This window comes from Bacteroides sp. 51, assembly GCF_010500965.1.
Classification (GTDB): Bacteria; Bacteroidota; Bacteroidia; order Bacteroidales; family Bacteroidaceae; genus Bacteroides.
In genome coordinates this window covers 43,877-62,988 of the sequence record NZ_QVMI01000020.1, presented here as the reverse complement: position 1 = coordinate 62,988, position 19,112 = coordinate 43,877, and the positions used below count along the sequence as shown (strand labels likewise).

Sequence of the window (19,112 nt, the reverse complement as noted above, 5' to 3'; positions counted from 1 at the left end):
GGGCCGATGGGAGCGCTTGGAGAAATATTTATAAACCAAACCAACACCCAGCAGGGAAAATATCGTATTCATTAGTAGACTTGAAATTGGCGCACCTTTCAAACAAGCCATAACGTTTGTTACAAAGACAACACCGACAAGAATGCAAGAGAGAAATATGATATAGAAATACTGGCTGTACACCCCCTTTATTAAACAGGGGGTGTCAAGACCTTTATATACTCTACAGGTTTCCATATCAAATACTAAAAGACATTGAAGACACTTTACTGGCAATAGCACCAATTGCTACAACAACGATAAAAATATAAGCCACACCTTCACCAACAGCCAACCAGGCCTCGGATTTGGATGTACCATTCTTACCGCGTAGCCCATCGAGGTTGTTAGCCACAAGAATAATAAACCCAATAACCAAAACAAAGGCGGAAGCCGGGACAATCCAGTCATTTATCGCACCATTAATATCCCCACGGGCACTCTGAGCAAATAGCATGTTCGATGCCATAAGCATCATCGAACTTATAAATAGTTTTTTCTTCATTTTCATCTCTTTAAATAGTCTTTATGAATAAAATCACTTACCCAGTCCTCCACAGATATTGACCGAAACTCGAGTTTCTCTTTTGATTCACTAAGTTTGAATTGATAAGTATAATTCTCACCTGCAGAGAAACTTTTGCCATCCAAAGAGTAAGTATACTGGGAACCGGACTTTAAAGTGATCGCCAATTCCGCACCAGAAGCGATATGCGGGATAACAAGCATTTTACCAGTCGAACTATTGGCCCGGCCATATACTAAATCACTATATAATCCTGACATAATATTAAACTTGCCTGTCAATGGAAAACGAACAGACAGTTGGGAGATCTCTTCATCTTCAACGCTAACCTGAAGCTGGCTCAAAGCATGATATAACTTAATGGATAGGGAAGAAGAGTTAAAACCAATAGAAACCGGATTCTTGCTATACAGAAGGTCTACCTGGTTTGATACATCTACATTCAGGGATGGCAAGTTATCTGAAGAAGAATAAGGATAATAGGCATACAACTTGCCCGCCCCGGTAATATATACCGGGGTACTGACAAGCCAATTACCTGATATCAGGGAAGCACTGTTCTTGTAAGAAGTAGGATCATACGGCTGGCCGCTACCATCAAGGATGTATAGCCCTATCGGAGAGCTGAAATTCTCCGATAGGTTATTGCTTACTACTACATGACATGAACTAATACTCAACTCATCGTCCTGAACAGTAGGATCAGGATCACTACTTCCACAAGCGGAAAACACCAGGGAGCAGAGGATAGGAAATACATATTTTTTCATGTTAATCTATTATTACTGAATTTTTCTTTTGTTGAATGATAGTCACAGTTATAGTTTTACCCGATTCTGCCTGAGTAAAGGTTATAACACCACTACGCGGAGTCGTATTCGGATTATCCGATACAGTGACTGTCGAACCTGAAACAGTTCCCCATGTCACATTAGATGATCCACTATACTCTACAGTCTCAGTAGTAGTACTTCCATTAATGGTTACTTTACGAGTAGAAATGATTGTGTAAGTATTACTGCTACCTGTAGCCGTAACGTTACTCCATGACTTACTTGTAGTTCCATCTGAGAAAGTAAAGATGTAGTCACTATAACTAATAGTAGCTGCAGTCTGCGTAACCACACAACTCGCACTCTTACCATTAGAAGTAGCCGTTACCGTACAACTACGTGAGGAACTGGTAGTGTTATTGCTGGCAGTCAGCGTAGTACCGCTCAGGCTAAAGCCCGAACCACTGGCACTCAGCGTCGGTGTAGCCGTATCAGTCTCAGTACCTCCGGAACCACCAACACCATTCCAGGCCCACGTACGGGTACGTGTAGCGGAAGCAGTAATGGCAGAAGTACCGCCGGATGCACCGATAGTAGAAGGATTAGCAGAAACACTCACGCTCCAATCACTCCAACTACCATAGGATTTACTACCGGCAGACTGAGTAATCGTACAGCTTGCACTCTTACCACCATGACTGGCAGTGTAAGTAACGCTACGGGAAGAAGTGGAAGTATTATTGCTAACAGTTACTACAGTACCCGAACGGGTAAAGCCGGTAGCACTACCACTAACTGTAGGAACAGCCGTGTCAGTACCGGTAACAACACCATTGGTAAGTATATCACGTACTGCTGAATAAGTCAGAGTAGAGCTGCCGCCGGATGCACCAACAGTAGTAGGGCTGGCAGATATCGTAACAACCCAATCACCATAGGTAGTAGTACCTGCAGTCTGGGTAACTACACAACTTGCACTCTTACCATTGGAAGTGGCAGTAATCGTACAGGTACGCGAGGAACTGGTAGTGTTATTGCTGGCAGTCAGCGTAGTACCGCTCAGGCTAAAGCCCGAACCACTGGCACTCAGCGTTGGTGTAGCCGTATCAGTTTCAGTACCACCGGAACCACCAACACCATTCCAGGTCCACGTACGGGTACGCGTAGCGGAAGCAGTAATGGTAGAAGTACCGCCGGATGCACCGATAGTAGAAGGATTAGCAGAAACGCTCACGCTCCAATCACTCCAACTGTCGTAGGACTTACTACCGGCAGACTGAATAATCGTACAACTCGCACTCTTACCACCATGACTGGCAGCGTAAGTAACGCTACGGGAAGAAGTGGAAGTATTATTGCTAACAGTTACTACAGTACCCGAACGGGTAAAGCCGGTTGCGCTGCCACTAACAGTAGGAGTAGCAGTATCGGTTTCAGTATCGGTAACAACACCATTAACAAGTACATCACGGGTACGTATAGCTGTGTAAGTCAAAGTTGACGTACCACCGCTAGAGGAAATAGTCGTTGGACTGGCAGAGATGGTAACAACCCAATCACTCCAGGCATCGTATGTTGTAGTACCACCACTCTGGGTAATTGTACAACTAGCACTCTTACTACCGTGACTGGCAGTGTAAGTTACACTACGGGAAGACTCGGAAGTGTTATTACTTGCCGTTACAATAGTACCTGAACGAGTAAAGCCGGTAGCACTACCACTAACTGTAGGAACAGCCGTGTCAGTACCGGTAACAACACCATTGGTAAGTATATCACGTACGGCCGAATAAGTCAGCGTAGAGCTGCCGCCGGATGCACCAATTGTAATAGGGCTGGCAGAGATCGTAACAACCCAATCACCGTAGGTAGTAGTACCACCACTCTGGATAACTACACAACTCGCACTCTTACCATTAGAAGTGGCAGTTACGGTACAACTACGTGAGGAACTGGTAGTGTTATTGCTGGCAGTCAGCGTAGTACCGCTCAGACTAAAGCCCGAACCACTGGCACTGAGTGACGGTGTAGCCGTATCAGTCTCAATACCTCCGGAACCACCAACACCATTCCAGGTCCACGTACGGGTACGGGTAGCGGAAGTAGTAATAGCAGAAGTACCGCCGGATGCACCAATAGTTGTAGGATTAGCAGATACACTCACGCTCCAGTCACTCCAGCTGTCGTAGGACTTACTGCCCGCAGACTGGGTAATCGTACAGTTCGCGCTCTTACCACCATGACTGGCAGTATAAGTTACACTACGCGAGGAAGTGGCGGTGTTATTGCTAACAGTTACAGAAGCACCCGACTGGGTAAACCCGGCAGCACTACCACTTATCGTAGGAACAGCCGTATCAGTACCAGTAACAACACCGTTGATGATTACATCACGTACTGCTGAATAAGTCAGGGTAGAGCTGCCACCAGATGCACCAATTGTAGTAGGACTAGCTGAAATTGTGACAACCCAATCACCGTAGGTAGTCGTACCTGCAGTCTGGGTAACGGTACAATTTGCACTCTTACCACCATGGGTAGCAGTTACCGTGCAACTACGTGAAGAGCTTCCCGTATTATTGCTAGCAGTGAGTGTAGTACCACTCAGGTTAAATCCGGATCCACTGGCACTGAGTGACGGTGTACCACTATCTGTCTCAGTACCACCGGAACCGGCAACACCATTCCAAGTCCACGTACGGGTACGGGTAGCAGCAGCAGTAATCGCTGAAGTGCCGCCGGAAGCACCAATAGTTGTAGGACTAGCAGATACACTCACGCTCCAGTCACTCCAGCTGTCGTAGGACTTACTGCCCGCAGACTGGGTAATCGTACAGTTCGCGCTCTTACCACTGTGAGTAGCCGTGTATGTCACACTGCGGGAAGAAGTGGTCGTGTTATTGCTGGCAATGACAGTCGTACTGGCAACATTGTCACCTGTAATAATAACCGGACCTGAAAGGGAAAAGCCGGTTGCACTACCGCTAACTGCAGGAACGGCCGTTTCGGTACTTGTAACAGCACCGTTGGTAATCACATCACGCACTGCTGTATAAGTCAGGGTAGAGCTGCCACCAGATGCCGCAATAGTCGTAGGATCTGCAGAAATTGTAACCACCCAATCACCATAGGTAATTATACCACCATCTTGGGTAATAGTAATTGTAGAGGTTTTTCCTGATTCATCTTGTTTAAATACAACATCGCCTGAACGGAGTGCACCTTGGTTTTCAGATACAGTAATATTATTACCTGCTATCGTTACCCAATCTGGTTTACTAAGGACTGAAGAAGACACTTGCTCCGTTGTACCTGGAATTACAACTCCATTGATGGATTGGCATTTAGTCGAAGACAGCACAAAAGCAAAATTATCGGATGTTTTTGCAGGGGTAGAAATTGCCTCTGGACTAACGCTAAATGTATAATCAAAACTCCGGGACATAAAAAGCACCTCGTTCTCTTCCCCTGAAGCAAAAGTCCGATCTTTAGAAAAAGAAAAGGGATAGCTACCTATACCTGAATAGGTCAACGTCCCGAATTTTTCGTTCTTTAACCACGTCTGTGGGGCAACAACACCAATAAATCCGGCATAATCATTCGTCTCTACACGTTCAAGAAAGATATCTGAACGCTCATTTTCGACTGTTCTAATCGTGCCGGTGGCAAGATTGATTTTCATATCTGTATAGGTATATACAGACATTAGGCTCTTATCTCTGTTTTCGGTAGATGTATATTTTACATGAACCTTGGATAAGAGATGCTTAAACGTTATACCAATTTTTTGCGCCCCATTAGAATCACGATTAACGGCATAAAGAAAGTCATCTTCCTTTGCAGTTCCACCAATTACGTGAAGAAGATCTGTGGCGTCAATAATCTGGCTACGATAGGGATAATAAACGTAGAATTCTAAATCTAAATCAGGATAATTTACAATCATCTCGCTAATGCTACTAGCGACGAAGGATTCTTTCTCACTGCTATAGATATACTTTCTATTATCGGCATAATTACCAATAGATTTCAAAGAATTTCCTACGGACTTATCCAAGACGAAGACACCAATTGCATCTCCGTCTTCAAATGATTCCTTTTCATTTGCCCTTGTATTTGGATCAAGGACAAATGAAACAGCTTGTCCCTTTGATACATTATTTTCCCGATCCTCTGTCTCGCATGAGACGAAGAGCAGCGCACAACATATTAATAGGGATAAATATCTCATGATTCTCACCATGTAAATGTTTGTTAAGATCAAAGAATAGGAACTAAGGAAATATCGGTATTATCACCATCACCCCAAGGCTCGATTATAATTCCATCATCATTGCCGTCGCCATCGCCATCACCGCCACCAATCTCAAGACCAGAATTTCCTACAGTCAGTGTATAGATATTGCGGGTAGCAGGTTGCCATGAGGTGCCAGCAGCAAACTCATATCTGAATTGGCGTTCATCAATAGTAAAGATCACTTTGATATTTTTGGACGGTGTTGAATTCACTGGTAAACAAATGCTAGAGATATTCTGATAACTCTCAGTCAAATCAACCTTACTGCCTGGTATCATACTCAATACACCATCTGTAGAAGTACCAGTAACAATACCGGTCGAAAGATCCAGAGTACCGGTTGTTTTGAAAATATTATTCGCATCGTTATTCTCAATCGTAACCGCGGATATAGAACAAGGTCCTTCATTATATGAAGCTGATCTCTTGAGACGGAACACCACTTGTGAAAGTGCGTGCTTCATTTCAAGATTTACATTCCTCTGAGAAATATTAGCTTGTGTGGGTGAATGCCCATACAGATAGTCAGTTTGTGTAGTAGACTCTACGGGAATAGCCTTGCCGTTTGTTGCTGCAGCAGAATAAGGGAAGTAAGCATACACCTCTGCCAGTTCTTCATTTAGGTAAACCTCGCTGCCAACAAATGCTTTGCCGTTGTGTCTGAACGCCGTATTAAAATAACGGGAAGCATTTCCTAGATAAGGAGTATCAAGAGTTCCATTACAAACAAACACACCCAGCAGATCGCCTTCAGCCCATGCGGACTTTTCTGCGCGTGTGTCCTGTTTTTGACTACTGATATAAGCATTTACAGATAGTTCAGGAGTACCCTGTTCTTTCTCGTCATTACTACATGCTGAAAATAATGTTACAAACACTGACAAACTTAAAATTGCTAATTTTTTCATTTTCTTAAAATTTTTATTATTAATACTAAAACTTGATTTCTGACTGATCTACATCTTCCCAATCAGCTATATAAATATCTTTCATCTCCATATTTTCCCCTAGTTCAATTACCAAGTTGATAATCATGCCATCGGCGGTAAAGTCCGTGAGGACATCCGAAAGTTCGACTTCCGAATAATGGTTAAAGGAATCTCCTATACACTGTATTTTGAATATATTAGGAACAGCATTGGAAACACCGAACACCCATGAGGAAGAAGTAAACTTATCTTGCTGAATCTCATCGAAATTGCAGATAAGTCCGCTATACTCAGGAATGGGCTGATTGGTATGTATCTTCCGGCCAACGATTACTCCGGAAAGCATAGCCTCTATTGATTTTATATGATGGTTATTGGATAGTCCCATCACAGTCACATTAACGGTAATATTCTGTACCATCGGTGTAAGGACAAAACTTCTATATGTAGTGTCTTCACGATGGATCTTGCCGGTTTCAGTAGCGGTAAATACAGGTTTTTGCTTATTGGCAATGACATAACTATCATACTTCGCTAAATAGGTTGTATCCATATAAACCTCAATCGTAGCAATATCAGATGTATTTCTTACTTTGCCATTAAATGCACTATAAGCAAGGAAACGGTATTCCCCCGTTTTTATTTTGCTTAAGAAATTATTCTCCCCATCAAAATAATCCGGTTCACCAAACTTGTCGGTATATTCATCTCCGGAATATAGGTCATAATACCGTACTTGTATCTCCTCTGTTGTAGAGGGAAATGCACCTTCCTCCGATATGTTTGCCCTTAGAAACCCTTTTGTCCATTCTTTCTCCGGGAACAGTTTATCTGTACAGGAAATGAATGATAGGGAAAAGAACACGCAGACGGACATTGTAATTGCTTTTACTTTCATCATATTATTCAAAATTTAAATTGTGATCATTTATCAGTTTATGGATTTCGGGGTCAAGAGTTCCTCTATACCACTTGCTTATATCCAGTTCACAAGCCCGGCTAAATGAATTTATTGCTTCATTTATACGGTTCTCACGAACGTAAAGAATGGCAAGTAAATAAAGGGTATTATCATCTTGAGGTAGAGTCTCAAGTACGCTTATGGCTCGTTTATCATATCCCATACTCATCAAACACACCGCTGTATTCCGATCATTATATTCTGATAATACAGAGAGGGCCTCACGATATTGTCTGTTTTCAAGGAGCTGCACAGCATCCATGTAAGTGGTATCAATTACAGTGGTCACAATAGTATCTTGCACCATCTCACGTCGATGTAGATGAAAGTTGAAGTTTACTGCACGAAGCTCTGGATACAACTCCTGGCGTATGTAGGAGTAATCTGCAAATTTACGGAGCGCCAGTTCCCTAACATCATCATTCTTTTCCCTACCAATAACTTCAAGAATCTCATCCGTATTACGGATATTATCATCATGACGAATGAGTTCTGTGAGTTTAGTCCAATCTTCCCCAAGTGCACGAGGATGAAATAGCGCCATCGTTTCGGAATCGTCTACCCTTTTTTCCAGGTAATTCTTCAGTTCCCGGGCCCGAAGTTCTGATAAACGCAAATTCGTACTGCTATTACCTTCTGGAGAAGCAGTCGCCACCATGTTTACACTGTCAAGAACAAGTTCGCCGGTAAAGGTCAGCTTGTGCATTGTTTCAAGCACACGATCAATTTCCTCTTTATTGTTTCCTACCGATTCACTAAAAGTGGCAGAGCCGGCAGCAAAATTGATATATGCAGGCATGGATGCTTGTGCCTGACGTGAAATAATAACGCGTTTATAGCGAGGTGCAGGATCCAGAAACTGTACCATGGATGAAATATAATAAGTGAGCGTGTCGCTATGAGGAAACTGATATTTACTTTCATCCAGGGCAATAACCTCTCCATCCAACATCACATCAATTTTTCTGATGTTTTCATCAATATCAATATTCTGAGAATAATAATACTCAAACTTATTACCGCTGCGAATGACAGTGTCAAGACGGCAAGCTTCACGGGGGAAGCGAACATATTCATTATATTTCTCGTCTACCAGAGCTTTTTTACGCTCGTTCTCTAACATACTCTTGTAGTCAAAAAACCGCTTAGATAACGCAATAGAGTCTTCCGAAGAGATTGTTCTTTGCTCATAGGTATATTCAGGTGAAAGAAACTCGGTCCATAGCCCGGAACGGGCAGCAAGTCCCCTTTCCAGCCAATGATCCGCAAAAGAATTTTTCCAGCTCGTTGGTGTAACAGATGCCTTGTTACGTTCCATAATACCATTAAAGAGTGCATTTCTCTTGTTCCAACTGTTTTTCCAATCGACAAAACGGGACGCAGAAAACCCCTCTTTTATCCACGCCTGATAAAACTGCTCTTCCAAATGGAATAACGCCTTTTGGTAACCTTTCTCATCAAACAAACGTTGCATATAGGTGCTATCCGGGATGATGGAATTCAGAAAGTCCTGATACATCTGGTAACCCTTTTCCTGTTGTTTCATAAACTGAGCACCTGATACCAGGATCTTATCGAACTGAATCTTCTTTCCGTTCTTATATGCGAAAGGAAGAATATGTACTTGCCATTTGTTATTTACCAGGCTAGCCGGGACACTGACCATAAAATCAATGGCTACCTTCCCTGAACGTTCCGGAATATTCTTATTCTTTGCTACGACATGAACATCAACGAGAGAGACATTCATCATACCATTTTCATCCTTCGATTCAAAGAAACCTTCTTTCAATAATTTCTCCGTATCTTTACTATAGACCTTAGTAGAATCCTTATTAGATCGCTTAACGGACTCTTTCTTTCGCTGTACTTGATTCAGTCGTACACGTTCCTTGTCTTTCTCCAGGACAGATACCAACGGCGTACTACAACTCAATACCAAGGAAGCACAGGTAACCAGAATTAATAATTTGTTTTTAAAATCTTTCATATAATCATTTGTTTACAAAATGCACCATCAAAAAAATTAGTGCCCAAAGCACGCTCATGATGCCGGATACGATTAATAGACCATATCCTATCTTCTTCCCTATCCTTTTCAGGTATATAAGAAGATCTTTCTCCTGGTCTGTTAGAATCATTTCTTTGAAAGTGTTGTTGGACACCTAGGGCGAGTTAACACAATCGTATTTGCATCCAAGCGAACAGGTACTTTACCTCGATCGCGTTCCCTTAGTTGAACCAGGAGTTCATGCACATCATCCGCATTACAGCTCATATCAGGCTTTCGCCTTGCCTGCGGTTCTTTGTTTTTTTTAAATCCCATAACTTTATAATTTTGTTAAATTGATATAATACCACTCAAAAAAGAGTGGATAATAACAGGGAAAGACACTATTCTTTCCTTAATCATTAGCATGTTAGAACTTGTGGTATTTCAGAGAAGTCAATGCACACATTTGTAAAGTGCACTTGAATTAGCCCAGAGTAAGAAGAGTATTAATAGAAGGGTAATTGTAGATAGGGGCCTTTCTGATCCAATAAAAATAAAATATTAGAAGTGAGATGTTTACTCAACCTCATGCTTTGGTACCGATAGAATTTCCAGTTCAGTGACCCGGCAGTTTAGCCTGACACCTAAATTCTTATCCTTCCCCTCATACGCTTTGTATCTTAGAGAACCACGGGAAAAAACACGAGTACCTTTCTTTAAAGTCCGAAGTAAGTCTTCAGATACAACGGGCCGGAAACAATTAATCCATTGCGTATATTCCTTCCTATTGCCCTCAGCATCGGGTTTACCTTGTTTCGTCTCAGCTACTTGGAATTTGATTCCATCTTTATCTCCTTCTTTACTATATTCAGCATCAGAACCGAGATAGCCTATAAATTCTACTTTCATAATAGGGAAATGAATTAATATTTTTCTTCCGGGTTATTAGCACCTGATGATAGCAGTGTGATATTATCAGCAAACATACACTGGATTGCGTTTTTCTCTCCTTGATATTCATCCAACTTAGCGTAAGGAGTACCGGATACGGTTACAAGAGTACCTTTTCTCAAGTACTTATGTACATTCGGAGTAGATCCTGTGTATGAATACGTCACATTCACTATCGCAGGAGAGTCTTTTCGATGTTCGAATAAAGTAAAAGCCAAGAATGGTTTCTCTACGTTATCAACATCCCTTGCGTCTGATGCCAAACGCCCAATGAATTGCATAGAATTTGTTAATCTCATATTTTATTTTTTAAATAAATAATATTTTAAATACATAAATACTTAACTCATTATTTCAGCTCGTAACTGTAGGGAAGAATAAAGAGAAGAGTCTATATCCCCATACTCCCCAAAGAAAGCCCATAGATATTGTTGCAAGCAAAAAATATTCGGAAGGGTTAAATGGCAATAATCGCCAGAACGCACAGCTGATAAATCCAATTGCAAATCCTGAGACAATGATTCCAACTAACTTTTTCACTTTTAATCGCTTTGTAGTTATTAGTGTATTATATACATATTTAGCAACCTCTTCCAAGTCGGACTCTCTATGTAGCTCAAATGAAGTAGTCTTTGTATCCCACATAATTGATTTAAAAACAGGTGCTTGGATTTGTCGCAGGAAAGTTTCGGATTGAACGATTAAAATATTCTTCAATCCTTTATCCCGACGGCGCAATATCAGCCGGCATAAAGAATCAGGAACTTCAAATAATGGATCATCCATGCAATCAACAATAAGGAGATTACAACTCTCCATAGCTAATACCTCTTCGAAAGTGTAGCCAGACTGCACAAACTTTATTACATCAAAGGTTTTCACTTTTGATGGATGAGCCTGCAATAACATATTTGCAAGAGTGCTCTTCCCTGTACCTGATTCACCGGTGATAATTACTGTATTCATTATTATTATCTTAATTAAAATATTCACCGCAAATAAACCCCTTACGAGGTATAAAGTTTCTAAAATCACAACTCATATATAGTTCTTTCCGATTACTCCAGTGTGCCAGATCTTTCTGCCATTGTGGAACGACCTGATGTGGATTTTTATAGTCCCTATAGGGCTGACTATGTGGTACAAAACGTCTACTTTTACCTTTCCAATAATTCACCCGGTGAAACGATTCTTTAAATTCCATCAAGATGCAGTATAGAAAATATTCGCCTTTAAATCCATATTTATCAATAAGTGTTGCCGCACGTTCCACTTCAGCAATTTGTCCTGGTGTATCACATCCAAACCGGATGCGCTTTATCCATTTCACTTTTGCAAGTAGCTGGGCTATATCATCTGTTACCAAACGGGCATCAAGGCCCTGATTAAAGTCAACGCGTAGGCCCATAGTAATAATTTTCTCTATCTGCTGGAGACCATAATCAGAAGCCAGGATATTGTTATCCATAAGAATAATCTTTTTTCTGCCAGCAGATACCTCCTCTATATCCATATATGAAGTGATGCCGCCTTCCTTCATAGGGACAACACACCACTTACAATGATTCGGGCACCCCCTGGTTAAGAAACCATAAGCCAGGTTATGGTCAACCTTATAAAGATCATAGTCTGGAACCATGCGCTCAATCTCTTCAGGAAGACTCTTAGAAATATCATATCCTGTTCCACCTATCTCTACCTGGTCAGCATTGATATAATAACCATAGTCAGGAGTAAAGTTGAACACCTTGGCCATATACACCTTGTCATAGGTACACAACGAATTATACCATTCGACAGAATCACCGATTGATTTATGATAGGTACTGATTTTCATCAATGCCAAGTTAGGATAATTACTATCAACTGCTAAAAGACCTATGTTCATCTTACTTTTTATATTTCTTCGATTTGACTTTAATCGGATTCCATTTTTCACCGGTACCAAATTGATTACAGCAATAACCATTAATACGCAACCAATATTTGAAGGCGCCTAAATTCATTTGTTTCTTCATAACTTCAACTTGTTTTACGACCGAAAAAAAGGTGTGAAACCCTGGCCAGGTCAGAGGATATATCTTTTCCATTCTGAAAAAACTGGCTAGGTGAACTGGTAGCAACAATATAATTTTTATTATCAGCTATGGATTCCTTTAAAGGAAATGACAAATCAAAACTGTTTATCGGCATTGCAAAGTCGATGCTTTTACCTATACTAAATCCGTGCAATAAACGATCACAACACTCTACAACCGTAAAATCTTGTACGCGGCCATTGCGATAACTCTCGATAAACTCAATTAATTTTGTCTCATTTGGAAAATTATTGATTAAGGCGTCCATAGCTCCTTCAAAAACTGGATCGTCGACGACATCTTCACCGATATTTCTCTGAAACATTAGTTTACCTAAAAAACTAACTATAAAATAAGCATCTCTCTCACCACCTTCAAGGGATGTATATTGATTCCCGACACCATGCAAATGATCACCAACAACATTACCCATGATTTGTAAGGATCGAATAGCCTTTGTCGAATTATATATTAATTCACGACTTAACGCTTCGCATAGTTGCACATATTTCCAAATCTCGGTATCCGGCGATGATTCCAACTGAAAGAGCAAATTGTTTAAGAAATCAACGTTAGAGGAACACGGCTCCATATCAAGCACGCCCATTGGAATAACAATACCTCTTTCTAAAGCAACGCGGACAAGGACGGAAAGCAAACTTTCAAGCTCAGCCAACATCGCACTATCAACTCTTGACTGTTTAGATTTTCTATAAAATGGAAGAAAGCCTATAATTCGTTTAAAAAACGTTTTACCCATATTCATTTTCACTTTTTTATAATTAATAATAGGGAAACAAATATTCTATCTACCACACATCTCTTTGAGTATCTGATCACAATCCAGTAAAATCTGATCATAGTTCTTATTGACCTCTATCTGTGCGGTTAGACTAAACTTAGGAATGTCCTTCGCCTTTATCTTATATTGTTTAAACAGAGTTTTTATCTTCTCAATATTGGCAGAGCCGGGAGATAAGATAAACTCCCCGACCCTCAGATCAGCAAAAGCATTGGAGTCATATACCTCTTCACGTTGTTGGGAAACTGTTACATTACTATTTCTATTATTCCCCCCATTTGATGAACCGGAACTATAACTTTTCTTTTCCTTCTCCGCCTTTCCGAAAAACAGAGGGTAGCTTTTTAATGATTCAATATCCTTTGTACGACCAAGAAAGAGATTAGCACAGTTGGCAGCAATAGAAGATGTGTCTTCCTTGCCGTATAGTTTCACTAACTTACTCATAGCCTGAGTGAGTATTAAGTGGGAAACGTTATATTCTCTAAGGGTAGATGGCATAGCTTCAAAACCTTTAATTTTGAATGTTGTCATCTCATCCAGGGCAAAGAAAAACTTTACCTCATTTCCAAATTCTATCCTCTTGGCCGCGATTGGAACAAGCATAGCTACAATAGGAGAGATAAGGTCAGTAGTACTGAAATTATTAGATACTGCAAACAGTTTAGGAGCTTTAGGATCAATAAGATTAAATTTAAAGTCATCACCAGTTAGCACCCAACACACATTGGCATTGTTGGCCAAAACATTGATATAGTTATTTAACGTAGACATATAGGACGCAGCGGTTCTTTCACTCTCTTTCCCACCAATGAAGGCTCCAGCCAAACCCTTAGCTTTCATATCAGTTTCAAGAAATGTCGTTAGCTCATCCCGGGAAGCCTGGAGAATGAAATTAAGAACATGGGGAAGTGTGCAAAACTTCTCATATTTGCCTTTAAAGCTATAAAAACGATAAGCAACCCCGCGAAGTATTCCCAATGCACCATTAAACCATTCATCTGCTTTTGCATCTGCAGGCTGCATTGATTTCAAAAAATCCTCCAGTACCTGAAATAAAAATGTTTCATTATTTATAACCGCCTTATCCAGAATATTAAACCGGTGTGTTCTATCCATATCCGTGAAGTTGATAATATAAAGTGGATAAGGGTATTTTAGCTTCTCCTTCAAGGTATACGCCACTTTAGTATAATCAAAATCCTTAAAATCATAAATGAACCCGGCAAAACCACATCGCATATATTCTGCCAAAATTGGCCATCCCACAGATTTAGTCTTTCCGGATCCCGCACCACCTAGTACTAGAAAGTTTTCAAAAGGATTATAAAACTTGATATCACCATTCTCTGTCAGCAGTGTGAACACATCCTTATCCTTTTGTGGTTTTGTTTTTGAACGTCCCTGACCGTATACATATATGCTGATCACGAAGAATAAAAAATAGGGAATAAATAAAGATTCAGATGGATCTACATCTAAATATCTCCGGAATATTTTTATTATCACCATGGTACCCATGTAAGAAAGCACCAAATAAGTACATACATTCTTCCATCGTACTCCAAATGGTCTTATGCAGAGCAAACAAATAAATGCAGATATCATAACTAAACTTTCAATCACAATCATGTTGAGAGTTGGCGATGGTGATATGTTCCAGGTACTAATCATATCTAGTTATTGCTTATATATATTTTTCTAGAATGTAAATCTTTATCATTAAACAAACGCAATACAATAATAGAAGCGCATGAGATACTAAAATATAGGGTGCGTATTCATAAATTATATCTGGATAATGTCGTAACAATAATGCCCCCAAAGATGCAGTAACAAACAATAGAAGAAGTATGTATAAGATCCAAATGTAGTACCGGTAGATATTATAATGGGCAAGGCTATCATTATTTATATACTTATGCTTCTTCATATTGCTTAATCTTCGCCGCCAGGCTGTCATCATTACTCTCAGGTGCACAATGAGAACATAAAGTACACTCTTCATTTGCCCACCAACATGGACCATGATCCGGATCCACGCAGGCATTATTATCCGTACACCCACAAATCTGGCATACGCCTGAAGGTAGTTGTAAATCATGGGTACACTTCTCACCAGGTCCAAGGCCATCTATCTCATCATTAACCGACTCTGTAATTACTAGATACAGCTCCTTATAATTTTTATATTGAAAATGTACCACTACCTGGTCATCCTTCCGGGTTTTTCCTGTCTCCATAGAGATTTGGAGATTTCTTTCAGCAATTTTAGCTTGAATTCGATCTGCTACAGGTTTCAATATTTTAATAGACTCTCTAAACATGGCTTAGTTAGATCATTAGTACCTATAATTCGTTATCTATTGGTGCTCCCAACAAATCCATTATAGTGGTATTTAATTGGGCCATAACATCCTTTGGATCGCCAAACGATCTACCATGGAGAGATAAGTTTATGCAATCCTTCCATACTGCACCAGAACCAATCTGATTATTATTATCATCCAGAACACTAAACTCAATGCCCATTAACATATCACCTGTACCTTCGTTACCAGGAAATCTCTTAATTGTTTCACTTAATATTTGTACTTTCATCTCCAGTATATTTATTTTATATAGTTATATTGATTATTCTAGTGAAATAAACGATTACTCCCATTTCGAACCAGCTACGCATTGAAAGGCAAACATTCTCTTGCAACCTGCAACAGATCCACTAGAATTGTAAAAAACCACTTCGTTCTCAAACTCAATCCTCAAATCATACCAACATGATAGGTGCTTACTTTTAGCGATCGTAGCATTAACCACCTGTCTAATGGTTTTATCCTGAGTGGGATGTTTTGCATATCCCTTGTACTTCTCAGGATTTTTCAATGTTAGAGTTTTACTCATTTTCAAAGCCCCAAGAGTTAATATTTAAGTCTATCATCTATTTGTTTCAAAAGAGCATCAAGTCCCTTATCCGAACCCCTTAACTCCTTTATCATGTCTTTCATAAATTGAAAGGCTTCTTCCACTTGTCCGGATTCAGTGGATAGTTGATTATACCAATATGCAATAATCTCACGCTGCTTAATATTCATACATATATTGTTTATTGTAAATAAGATCATTCAACAAGCTATCTCTCTGTTCTATTGCAGCCTTCAAATATGATATATGTTTATGTTGTGAAAAACATATAACTCCTAAACCAAATAGCAAACAGAGTACTATAGATCCAACCATGTCCTTTATTCTCAATTCATTATTTCTCATATCTGTATAATCAAGTTTCATTAGAATTAAGTGTAGCGATTCTCACGAACAGCCGCACTTGTGTGTTACATAAAATCTAATTCAAAAAAACATTGACCTGCAACAAACAACTTTAATTTATAACCTTATCTATTTATGCTCACTTAGATTTTTAGAATGATGTAACACCTAATTTGCTACCTTAATTATTTCGTAACGAGTACTTAGACTCGTCTCAAAAAAGCAATATTCAAAAGGACATCTGTGTATAAACAAGATTACTCATATCATTTAATTCATCTATATCCGAAATGAGCAAATTTTCATTTGGATATCGACTATAGAAATCGCTCCATAACTGAACCTCCATCTTCATATACTCATCATTTCCCCTTCTTATACTTTCTGGTTGTACTTCAATAATATGAAAATCAGTTAGTGGATCATGGGCATATTTCATAGTGATTCCTTTTACTCCTTGAACTATGCGATCAATACTTTTGATGATAAAATTTCTAACTTCCATAAATATAGCTCTCAAATAGCCCTTCATATAGTGAACTTTTATTTCCCTATCATTGCAATTGACTTTCCAATATCAATCCGGCAGTTCCTAGCTTCCAACCTTTCTAAGAACGCAACAACCCAGCCGATCTTCGATTTATACATACCCGTAACAATAAAGTCCAGAGTTTTAGCATCAATATGTATCCCGGACTGTGTGGCTATCTCCCGGATATCAAAAGCATAGAAATTCATATCTTGCTCTAACAAGAACCAATACATTGACTCTCTAATACACCATATTCGAGAGCCTTGATATACCACTGGCTCTACTTCATCATCAACCAAGAAATCAGAAGAGTAATAATCCGGCATTTGAGTATCCACTCTTATTAAAGGAATCACCCCTTCCCCACCCGATTCATGCCTTAGTCCATTACTATACAATCCACTCTTTATTACAACCACACTCAGGGCGAGGACTGCTATTGCCGTCAACACAAACATCACCGTAGCTCTATCCGATCGAATGTTCTCAATGTCCTTCGGAAGAGGAAGAACAATAGAGTTGCGTACATCTTCTCCTAAGCTACATGTATGTGGAGTCTCACTATAGACTGATAATGCTAAGAGAAGGCCAATTAATAAAATACTTATCTTTTTCATAGTAGGGAAATAAATTTTATATTTTAATTCAATCCTAACAACTGTAATAACCTATCACCCAAATCGCTCTCACTTTGGGTGATAGTTTCAATGAATAAAATTACAGAGATAACCAATATGGAAAAAAGGAGTACTTTTAATAAAATCCTAAGAATAATCTTCATATCTCATGAGGTTTTTAGTTGAAAAAAATGGGAGAATCCAGTAACACTCTGATGTGGATAAGCGGTAACGGCTGATTCACCGATATATTTTGCTGTAATAAGAGTTGCATCCATAAAAGGATCTACTTCTGTTATCATCCCATCAAGATCACCTAATCCAGTCAGATCTCCGGATATAATTACCGGATCATTTACCTTGAGTATACAACTTTTGTTATTCACTTTTTAAATCTCCTTCTTAACCTTATAAATCCGTAAATAGCAGATACCCTCACCAACACTTATATTCACTCCCTCACCATTCCAGGTACTAAACCGCACATCTCGACATCTTCTATTTTGCAGGTTTATCTTATCAATCTCAGCCTTTACATCCTTTATAAATATTTCTTTAGCCAGGATATCAGACAAGAGAATCCCATCAAGCGTCTCAACAAAATTATTCGCAGCTACTTCAGCACTGTTCTTACATTTACTGCCAGTCTCATATTTCACATAGTATTTACCCATAGCATTCAGTACTTTAGTTTCAATTTAGTAAGAGGATCTAATCCAAGTCTAAGTCTCATCCGTTCACGGGCTATTGTATTATTCCGCTTCTCTCTGATTCTCTGCACTAACATAGGATCCTTTTTAATTGCCGGTATATTTCCCGGTTTAAACTGAGTCGCTTCACCTCCTGGTACACACCAACCTTTCATTCCCTTGGTTGGGTTTGGCCGCCTGGCAGCTATTGCCATTTGTGTCATCTCACCTCTATGGTTTTCAAAAAAATCAGGCTCTTTTTCCAAACCTAATTCCCGAGCCTTCCTTATTAATGAACGTTGACTAACACCAAGATCTTTAGCAAGCCGATTGTTAAACGTATAGGGAAAAGAATCAATCAACTTTTGAATCATCTCCGGGGTCCAATCAATTTTAACCGGTCTTTTTTTCTTTGCTACCGGTGGTAATCTCAACTCATAGTATTCAGATTTCATAGCGTTTCAAATAATATGGTTAATTCTTCTTCAGTAGGCGGAGTATTCAACTCAATTAGTTCCACTCCAGCCATTTCCGCAGAAGGCTTTATTATTTCATTAAACCATTTTCTGTAATGTTCCCTTTGCTTAGGAGTTATACACGGATGATCCATCAACAGATCATGAATAGCTTTGGCTTTTATTCGAAAGTGGTCCATATC

The 19,112-nt window shown here is 39.6% G+C and carries 21 protein-coding genes; all 21 read right to left on the bottom strand.

Annotated elements, in window-relative coordinates; all coding sequences use genetic code 11:
* Positions 1-238: 238 nt before the first annotated feature.
* The 21 genes from D0T87_RS15585 to D0T87_RS15485 all read right to left on the bottom strand — a co-directional run bounded on the left by D0T87_RS15585 (position 239) and on the right by D0T87_RS15485 (position 19,109).
* Complete coding sequence (locus D0T87_RS15585; protein WP_163176070.1) at positions 239-544, bottom strand: hypothetical protein; 306 nt, start codon at positions 542-544, stop codon at positions 239-241.
* 2 nt (positions 545-546) lie between these two features.
* The gene (locus D0T87_RS15580) at positions 547-1,335 is read right to left on the bottom strand and encodes a fimbrillin family protein (protein ID WP_163176069.1); all 789 of its coding nucleotides are present in this window, start codon (positions 1,333-1,335) and stop codon (positions 547-549) included.
* A 1-nt stretch (position 1,336) separates the two neighbouring features.
* On the bottom strand, positions 1,337-5,569 hold the full coding sequence (locus D0T87_RS15575) for a fimbrillin family protein (protein WP_163176068.1): 4,233 nt from the start codon (positions 5,567-5,569) through the stop codon (positions 1,337-1,339).
* A gap of 29 nt (positions 5,570-5,598) precedes the next feature.
* On the bottom strand, positions 5,599-6,543 hold the full coding sequence (locus D0T87_RS15570) for a fimbrillin family protein (protein WP_163176067.1): 945 nt from the start codon (positions 6,541-6,543) through the stop codon (positions 5,599-5,601).
* Between the two features lie 25 nt (positions 6,544-6,568).
* On the bottom strand, positions 6,569-7,465 hold the full coding sequence (locus D0T87_RS15565) for a hypothetical protein (protein WP_163176066.1): 897 nt from the start codon (positions 7,463-7,465) through the stop codon (positions 6,569-6,571).
* Between the two features lies 1 nt (position 7,466).
* On the bottom strand, positions 7,467-9,515 hold the full coding sequence (locus D0T87_RS15560) for a hypothetical protein (protein WP_163176065.1): 2,049 nt from the start codon (positions 9,513-9,515) through the stop codon (positions 7,467-7,469).
* Between the two features lie 579 nt (positions 9,516-10,094).
* Positions 10,095-10,427, bottom strand: coding sequence for a single-stranded DNA-binding protein (locus D0T87_RS15555; RefSeq protein WP_163176064.1), 333 nt, complete (start codon positions 10,425-10,427; stop codon positions 10,095-10,097).
* Between the two features lie 14 nt (positions 10,428-10,441).
* The gene (locus D0T87_RS15550) at positions 10,442-10,768 is read right to left on the bottom strand and encodes a hypothetical protein (RefSeq protein WP_163176063.1); all 327 of its coding nucleotides are present in this window, start codon (positions 10,766-10,768) and stop codon (positions 10,442-10,444) included.
* Positions 10,769-10,823: 55 nt separating this feature from the next.
* Positions 10,824-11,435, bottom strand: coding sequence for an ATP-binding protein (locus D0T87_RS15545; protein ID WP_163176062.1), 612 nt, complete (start codon positions 11,433-11,435; stop codon positions 10,824-10,826).
* 10 nt (positions 11,436-11,445) lie between these two features.
* Positions 11,446-12,357, bottom strand: a complete 912-nt coding sequence (locus D0T87_RS15540; RefSeq protein WP_163176061.1) for a radical SAM protein — start codon at positions 12,355-12,357, stop codon at positions 11,446-11,448.
* A gap of 134 nt (positions 12,358-12,491) precedes the next feature.
* Complete coding sequence (locus tag D0T87_RS15535; protein ID WP_163176060.1) at positions 12,492-13,313, bottom strand: hypothetical protein; 822 nt, start codon at positions 13,311-13,313, stop codon at positions 12,492-12,494.
* Between the two features lie 39 nt (positions 13,314-13,352).
* Positions 13,353-15,023 carry a type IV secretory system conjugative DNA transfer family protein gene (locus tag D0T87_RS15530; protein WP_163176059.1) on the bottom strand — a complete coding sequence of 557 codons (1,671 nt, stop codon included), beginning with the start codon at positions 15,021-15,023 and terminating at the stop codon, positions 13,353-13,355.
* A 245-nt stretch (positions 15,024-15,268) separates the two neighbouring features.
* The gene (locus tag D0T87_RS24235) at positions 15,269-15,676 is read right to left on the bottom strand and encodes a hypothetical protein (RefSeq protein WP_203558699.1); all 408 of its coding nucleotides are present in this window, start codon (positions 15,674-15,676) and stop codon (positions 15,269-15,271) included.
* A 22-nt stretch (positions 15,677-15,698) separates the two neighbouring features.
* Entirely contained in the window at positions 15,699-15,950 is a 252-nt protein-coding gene (locus tag D0T87_RS15520; RefSeq protein WP_163176058.1) for a hypothetical protein, read from the bottom strand.
* A gap of 317 nt (positions 15,951-16,267) precedes the next feature.
* A complete protein-coding gene (locus D0T87_RS15515; protein WP_163176057.1) occupies positions 16,268-16,441 on the bottom strand; it encodes a hypothetical protein in 174 nt (57 codons plus the stop codon).
* Between the two features lie 404 nt (positions 16,442-16,845).
* The gene (locus D0T87_RS15510) at positions 16,846-17,148 is read right to left on the bottom strand and encodes a hypothetical protein (RefSeq protein ID WP_163176056.1); all 303 of its coding nucleotides are present in this window, start codon (positions 17,146-17,148) and stop codon (positions 16,846-16,848) included.
* A gap of 11 nt (positions 17,149-17,159) precedes the next feature.
* The gene (locus D0T87_RS15505; protein ID WP_163176055.1) at positions 17,160-17,765 is read right to left on the bottom strand and encodes a hypothetical protein; all 606 of its coding nucleotides are present in this window, start codon (positions 17,763-17,765) and stop codon (positions 17,160-17,162) included.
* Positions 17,766-17,932: 167 nt separating this feature from the next.
* Complete coding sequence (locus D0T87_RS15500; protein ID WP_163176054.1) at positions 17,933-18,151, bottom strand: hypothetical protein; 219 nt, start codon at positions 18,149-18,151, stop codon at positions 17,933-17,935.
* A 3-nt stretch (positions 18,152-18,154) separates the two neighbouring features.
* Complete coding sequence (locus D0T87_RS15495) at positions 18,155-18,439, bottom strand: hypothetical protein (RefSeq protein WP_163176053.1); 285 nt, start codon at positions 18,437-18,439, stop codon at positions 18,155-18,157.
* Positions 18,440-18,444: 5 nt separating this feature from the next.
* A complete protein-coding gene (locus tag D0T87_RS15490; protein WP_163176052.1) occupies positions 18,445-18,909 on the bottom strand; it encodes a hypothetical protein in 465 nt (154 codons plus the stop codon).
* Complete coding sequence (locus D0T87_RS15485; RefSeq protein ID WP_163176051.1) at positions 18,906-19,109, bottom strand: hypothetical protein; 204 nt, start codon at positions 19,107-19,109, stop codon at positions 18,906-18,908. The genes D0T87_RS15490 and D0T87_RS15485 overlap by 4 nt, the downstream gene beginning before the upstream one ends.
* Between the last annotated feature and the right edge of the window lie 3 nt (positions 19,110-19,112).

Bases quoted from the DNA above. Each gene is read 5' to 3' on its own strand.
- D0T87_RS15540 (WP_163176061.1), bottom strand. From the start codon at position 12,357: ATGAACATAGGTCTTTTAGCAGTTGATAGTAATTATCCTAACTTGGCA.
- D0T87_RS24235 (WP_203558699.1), bottom strand. From the start codon at position 15,676: ATGTTTAGAGAGTCTATTAAAATATTGAAACCTGTAGCAGATCGAATT.
- D0T87_RS15570 (WP_163176067.1), bottom strand. From the start codon at position 6,543: ATGAAAAAATTAGCAATTTTAAGTTTGTCAGTGTTTGTAACATTATTT.
- D0T87_RS15565 (WP_163176066.1), bottom strand. From the start codon at position 7,465: ATGATGAAAGTAAAAGCAATTACAATGTCCGTCTGCGTGTTCTTTTCC.
- D0T87_RS15485 (WP_163176051.1), bottom strand. From the start codon at position 19,109: ATGGACCACTTTCGAATAAAAGCCAAAGCTATTCATGATCTGTTGATG.
- D0T87_RS15535 (WP_163176060.1), bottom strand. From the start codon at position 13,313: ATGAATATGGGTAAAACGTTTTTTAAACGAATTATAGGCTTTCTTCCA.
- D0T87_RS15495 (WP_163176053.1), bottom strand. From the start codon at position 18,439: ATGGGTAAATACTATGTGAAATATGAGACTGGCAGTAAATGTAAGAAC.
- D0T87_RS15515 (WP_163176057.1), bottom strand. From the start codon at position 16,441: ATGAATATTAAGCAGCGTGAGATTATTGCATATTGGTATAATCAACTA.
- D0T87_RS15550 (WP_163176063.1), bottom strand. From the start codon at position 10,768: ATGAGATTAACAAATTCTATGCAATTCATTGGGCGTTTGGCATCAGAC.
- D0T87_RS15520 (WP_163176058.1), bottom strand. From the start codon at position 15,950: ATGAAAGTACAAATATTAAGTGAAACAATTAAGAGATTTCCTGGTAAC.
- D0T87_RS15555 (WP_163176064.1), bottom strand. From the start codon at position 10,427: ATGAAAGTAGAATTTATAGGCTATCTCGGTTCTGATGCTGAATATAGT.
- D0T87_RS15545 (WP_163176062.1), bottom strand. From the start codon at position 11,435: ATGAATACAGTAATTATCACCGGTGAATCAGGTACAGGGAAGAGCACT.
- D0T87_RS15510 (WP_163176056.1), bottom strand. From the start codon at position 17,148: ATGAAGGGCTATTTGAGAGCTATATTTATGGAAGTTAGAAATTTTATC.
- D0T87_RS15530 (WP_163176059.1), bottom strand. From the start codon at position 15,023: ATGATTAGTACCTGGAACATATCACCATCGCCAACTCTCAACATGATT.
- D0T87_RS15560 (WP_163176065.1), bottom strand. From the start codon at position 9,515: ATGAAAGATTTTAAAAACAAATTATTAATTCTGGTTACCTGTGCTTCC.
- D0T87_RS15505 (WP_163176055.1), bottom strand. From the start codon at position 17,765: ATGAAAAAGATAAGTATTTTATTAATTGGCCTTCTCTTAGCATTATCA.
- D0T87_RS15585 (WP_163176070.1), bottom strand. From the start codon at position 544: ATGAAGAAAAAACTATTTATAAGTTCGATGATGCTTATGGCATCGAAC.
- D0T87_RS15580 (WP_163176069.1), bottom strand. From the start codon at position 1,335: ATGAAAAAATATGTATTTCCTATCCTCTGCTCCCTGGTGTTTTCCGCT.
- D0T87_RS15575 (WP_163176068.1), bottom strand. From the start codon at position 5,569: ATGAGATATTTATCCCTATTAATATGTTGTGCGCTGCTCTTCGTCTCA.
- D0T87_RS15490 (WP_163176052.1), bottom strand. From the start codon at position 18,909: ATGAAATCTGAATACTATGAGTTGAGATTACCACCGGTAGCAAAGAAA.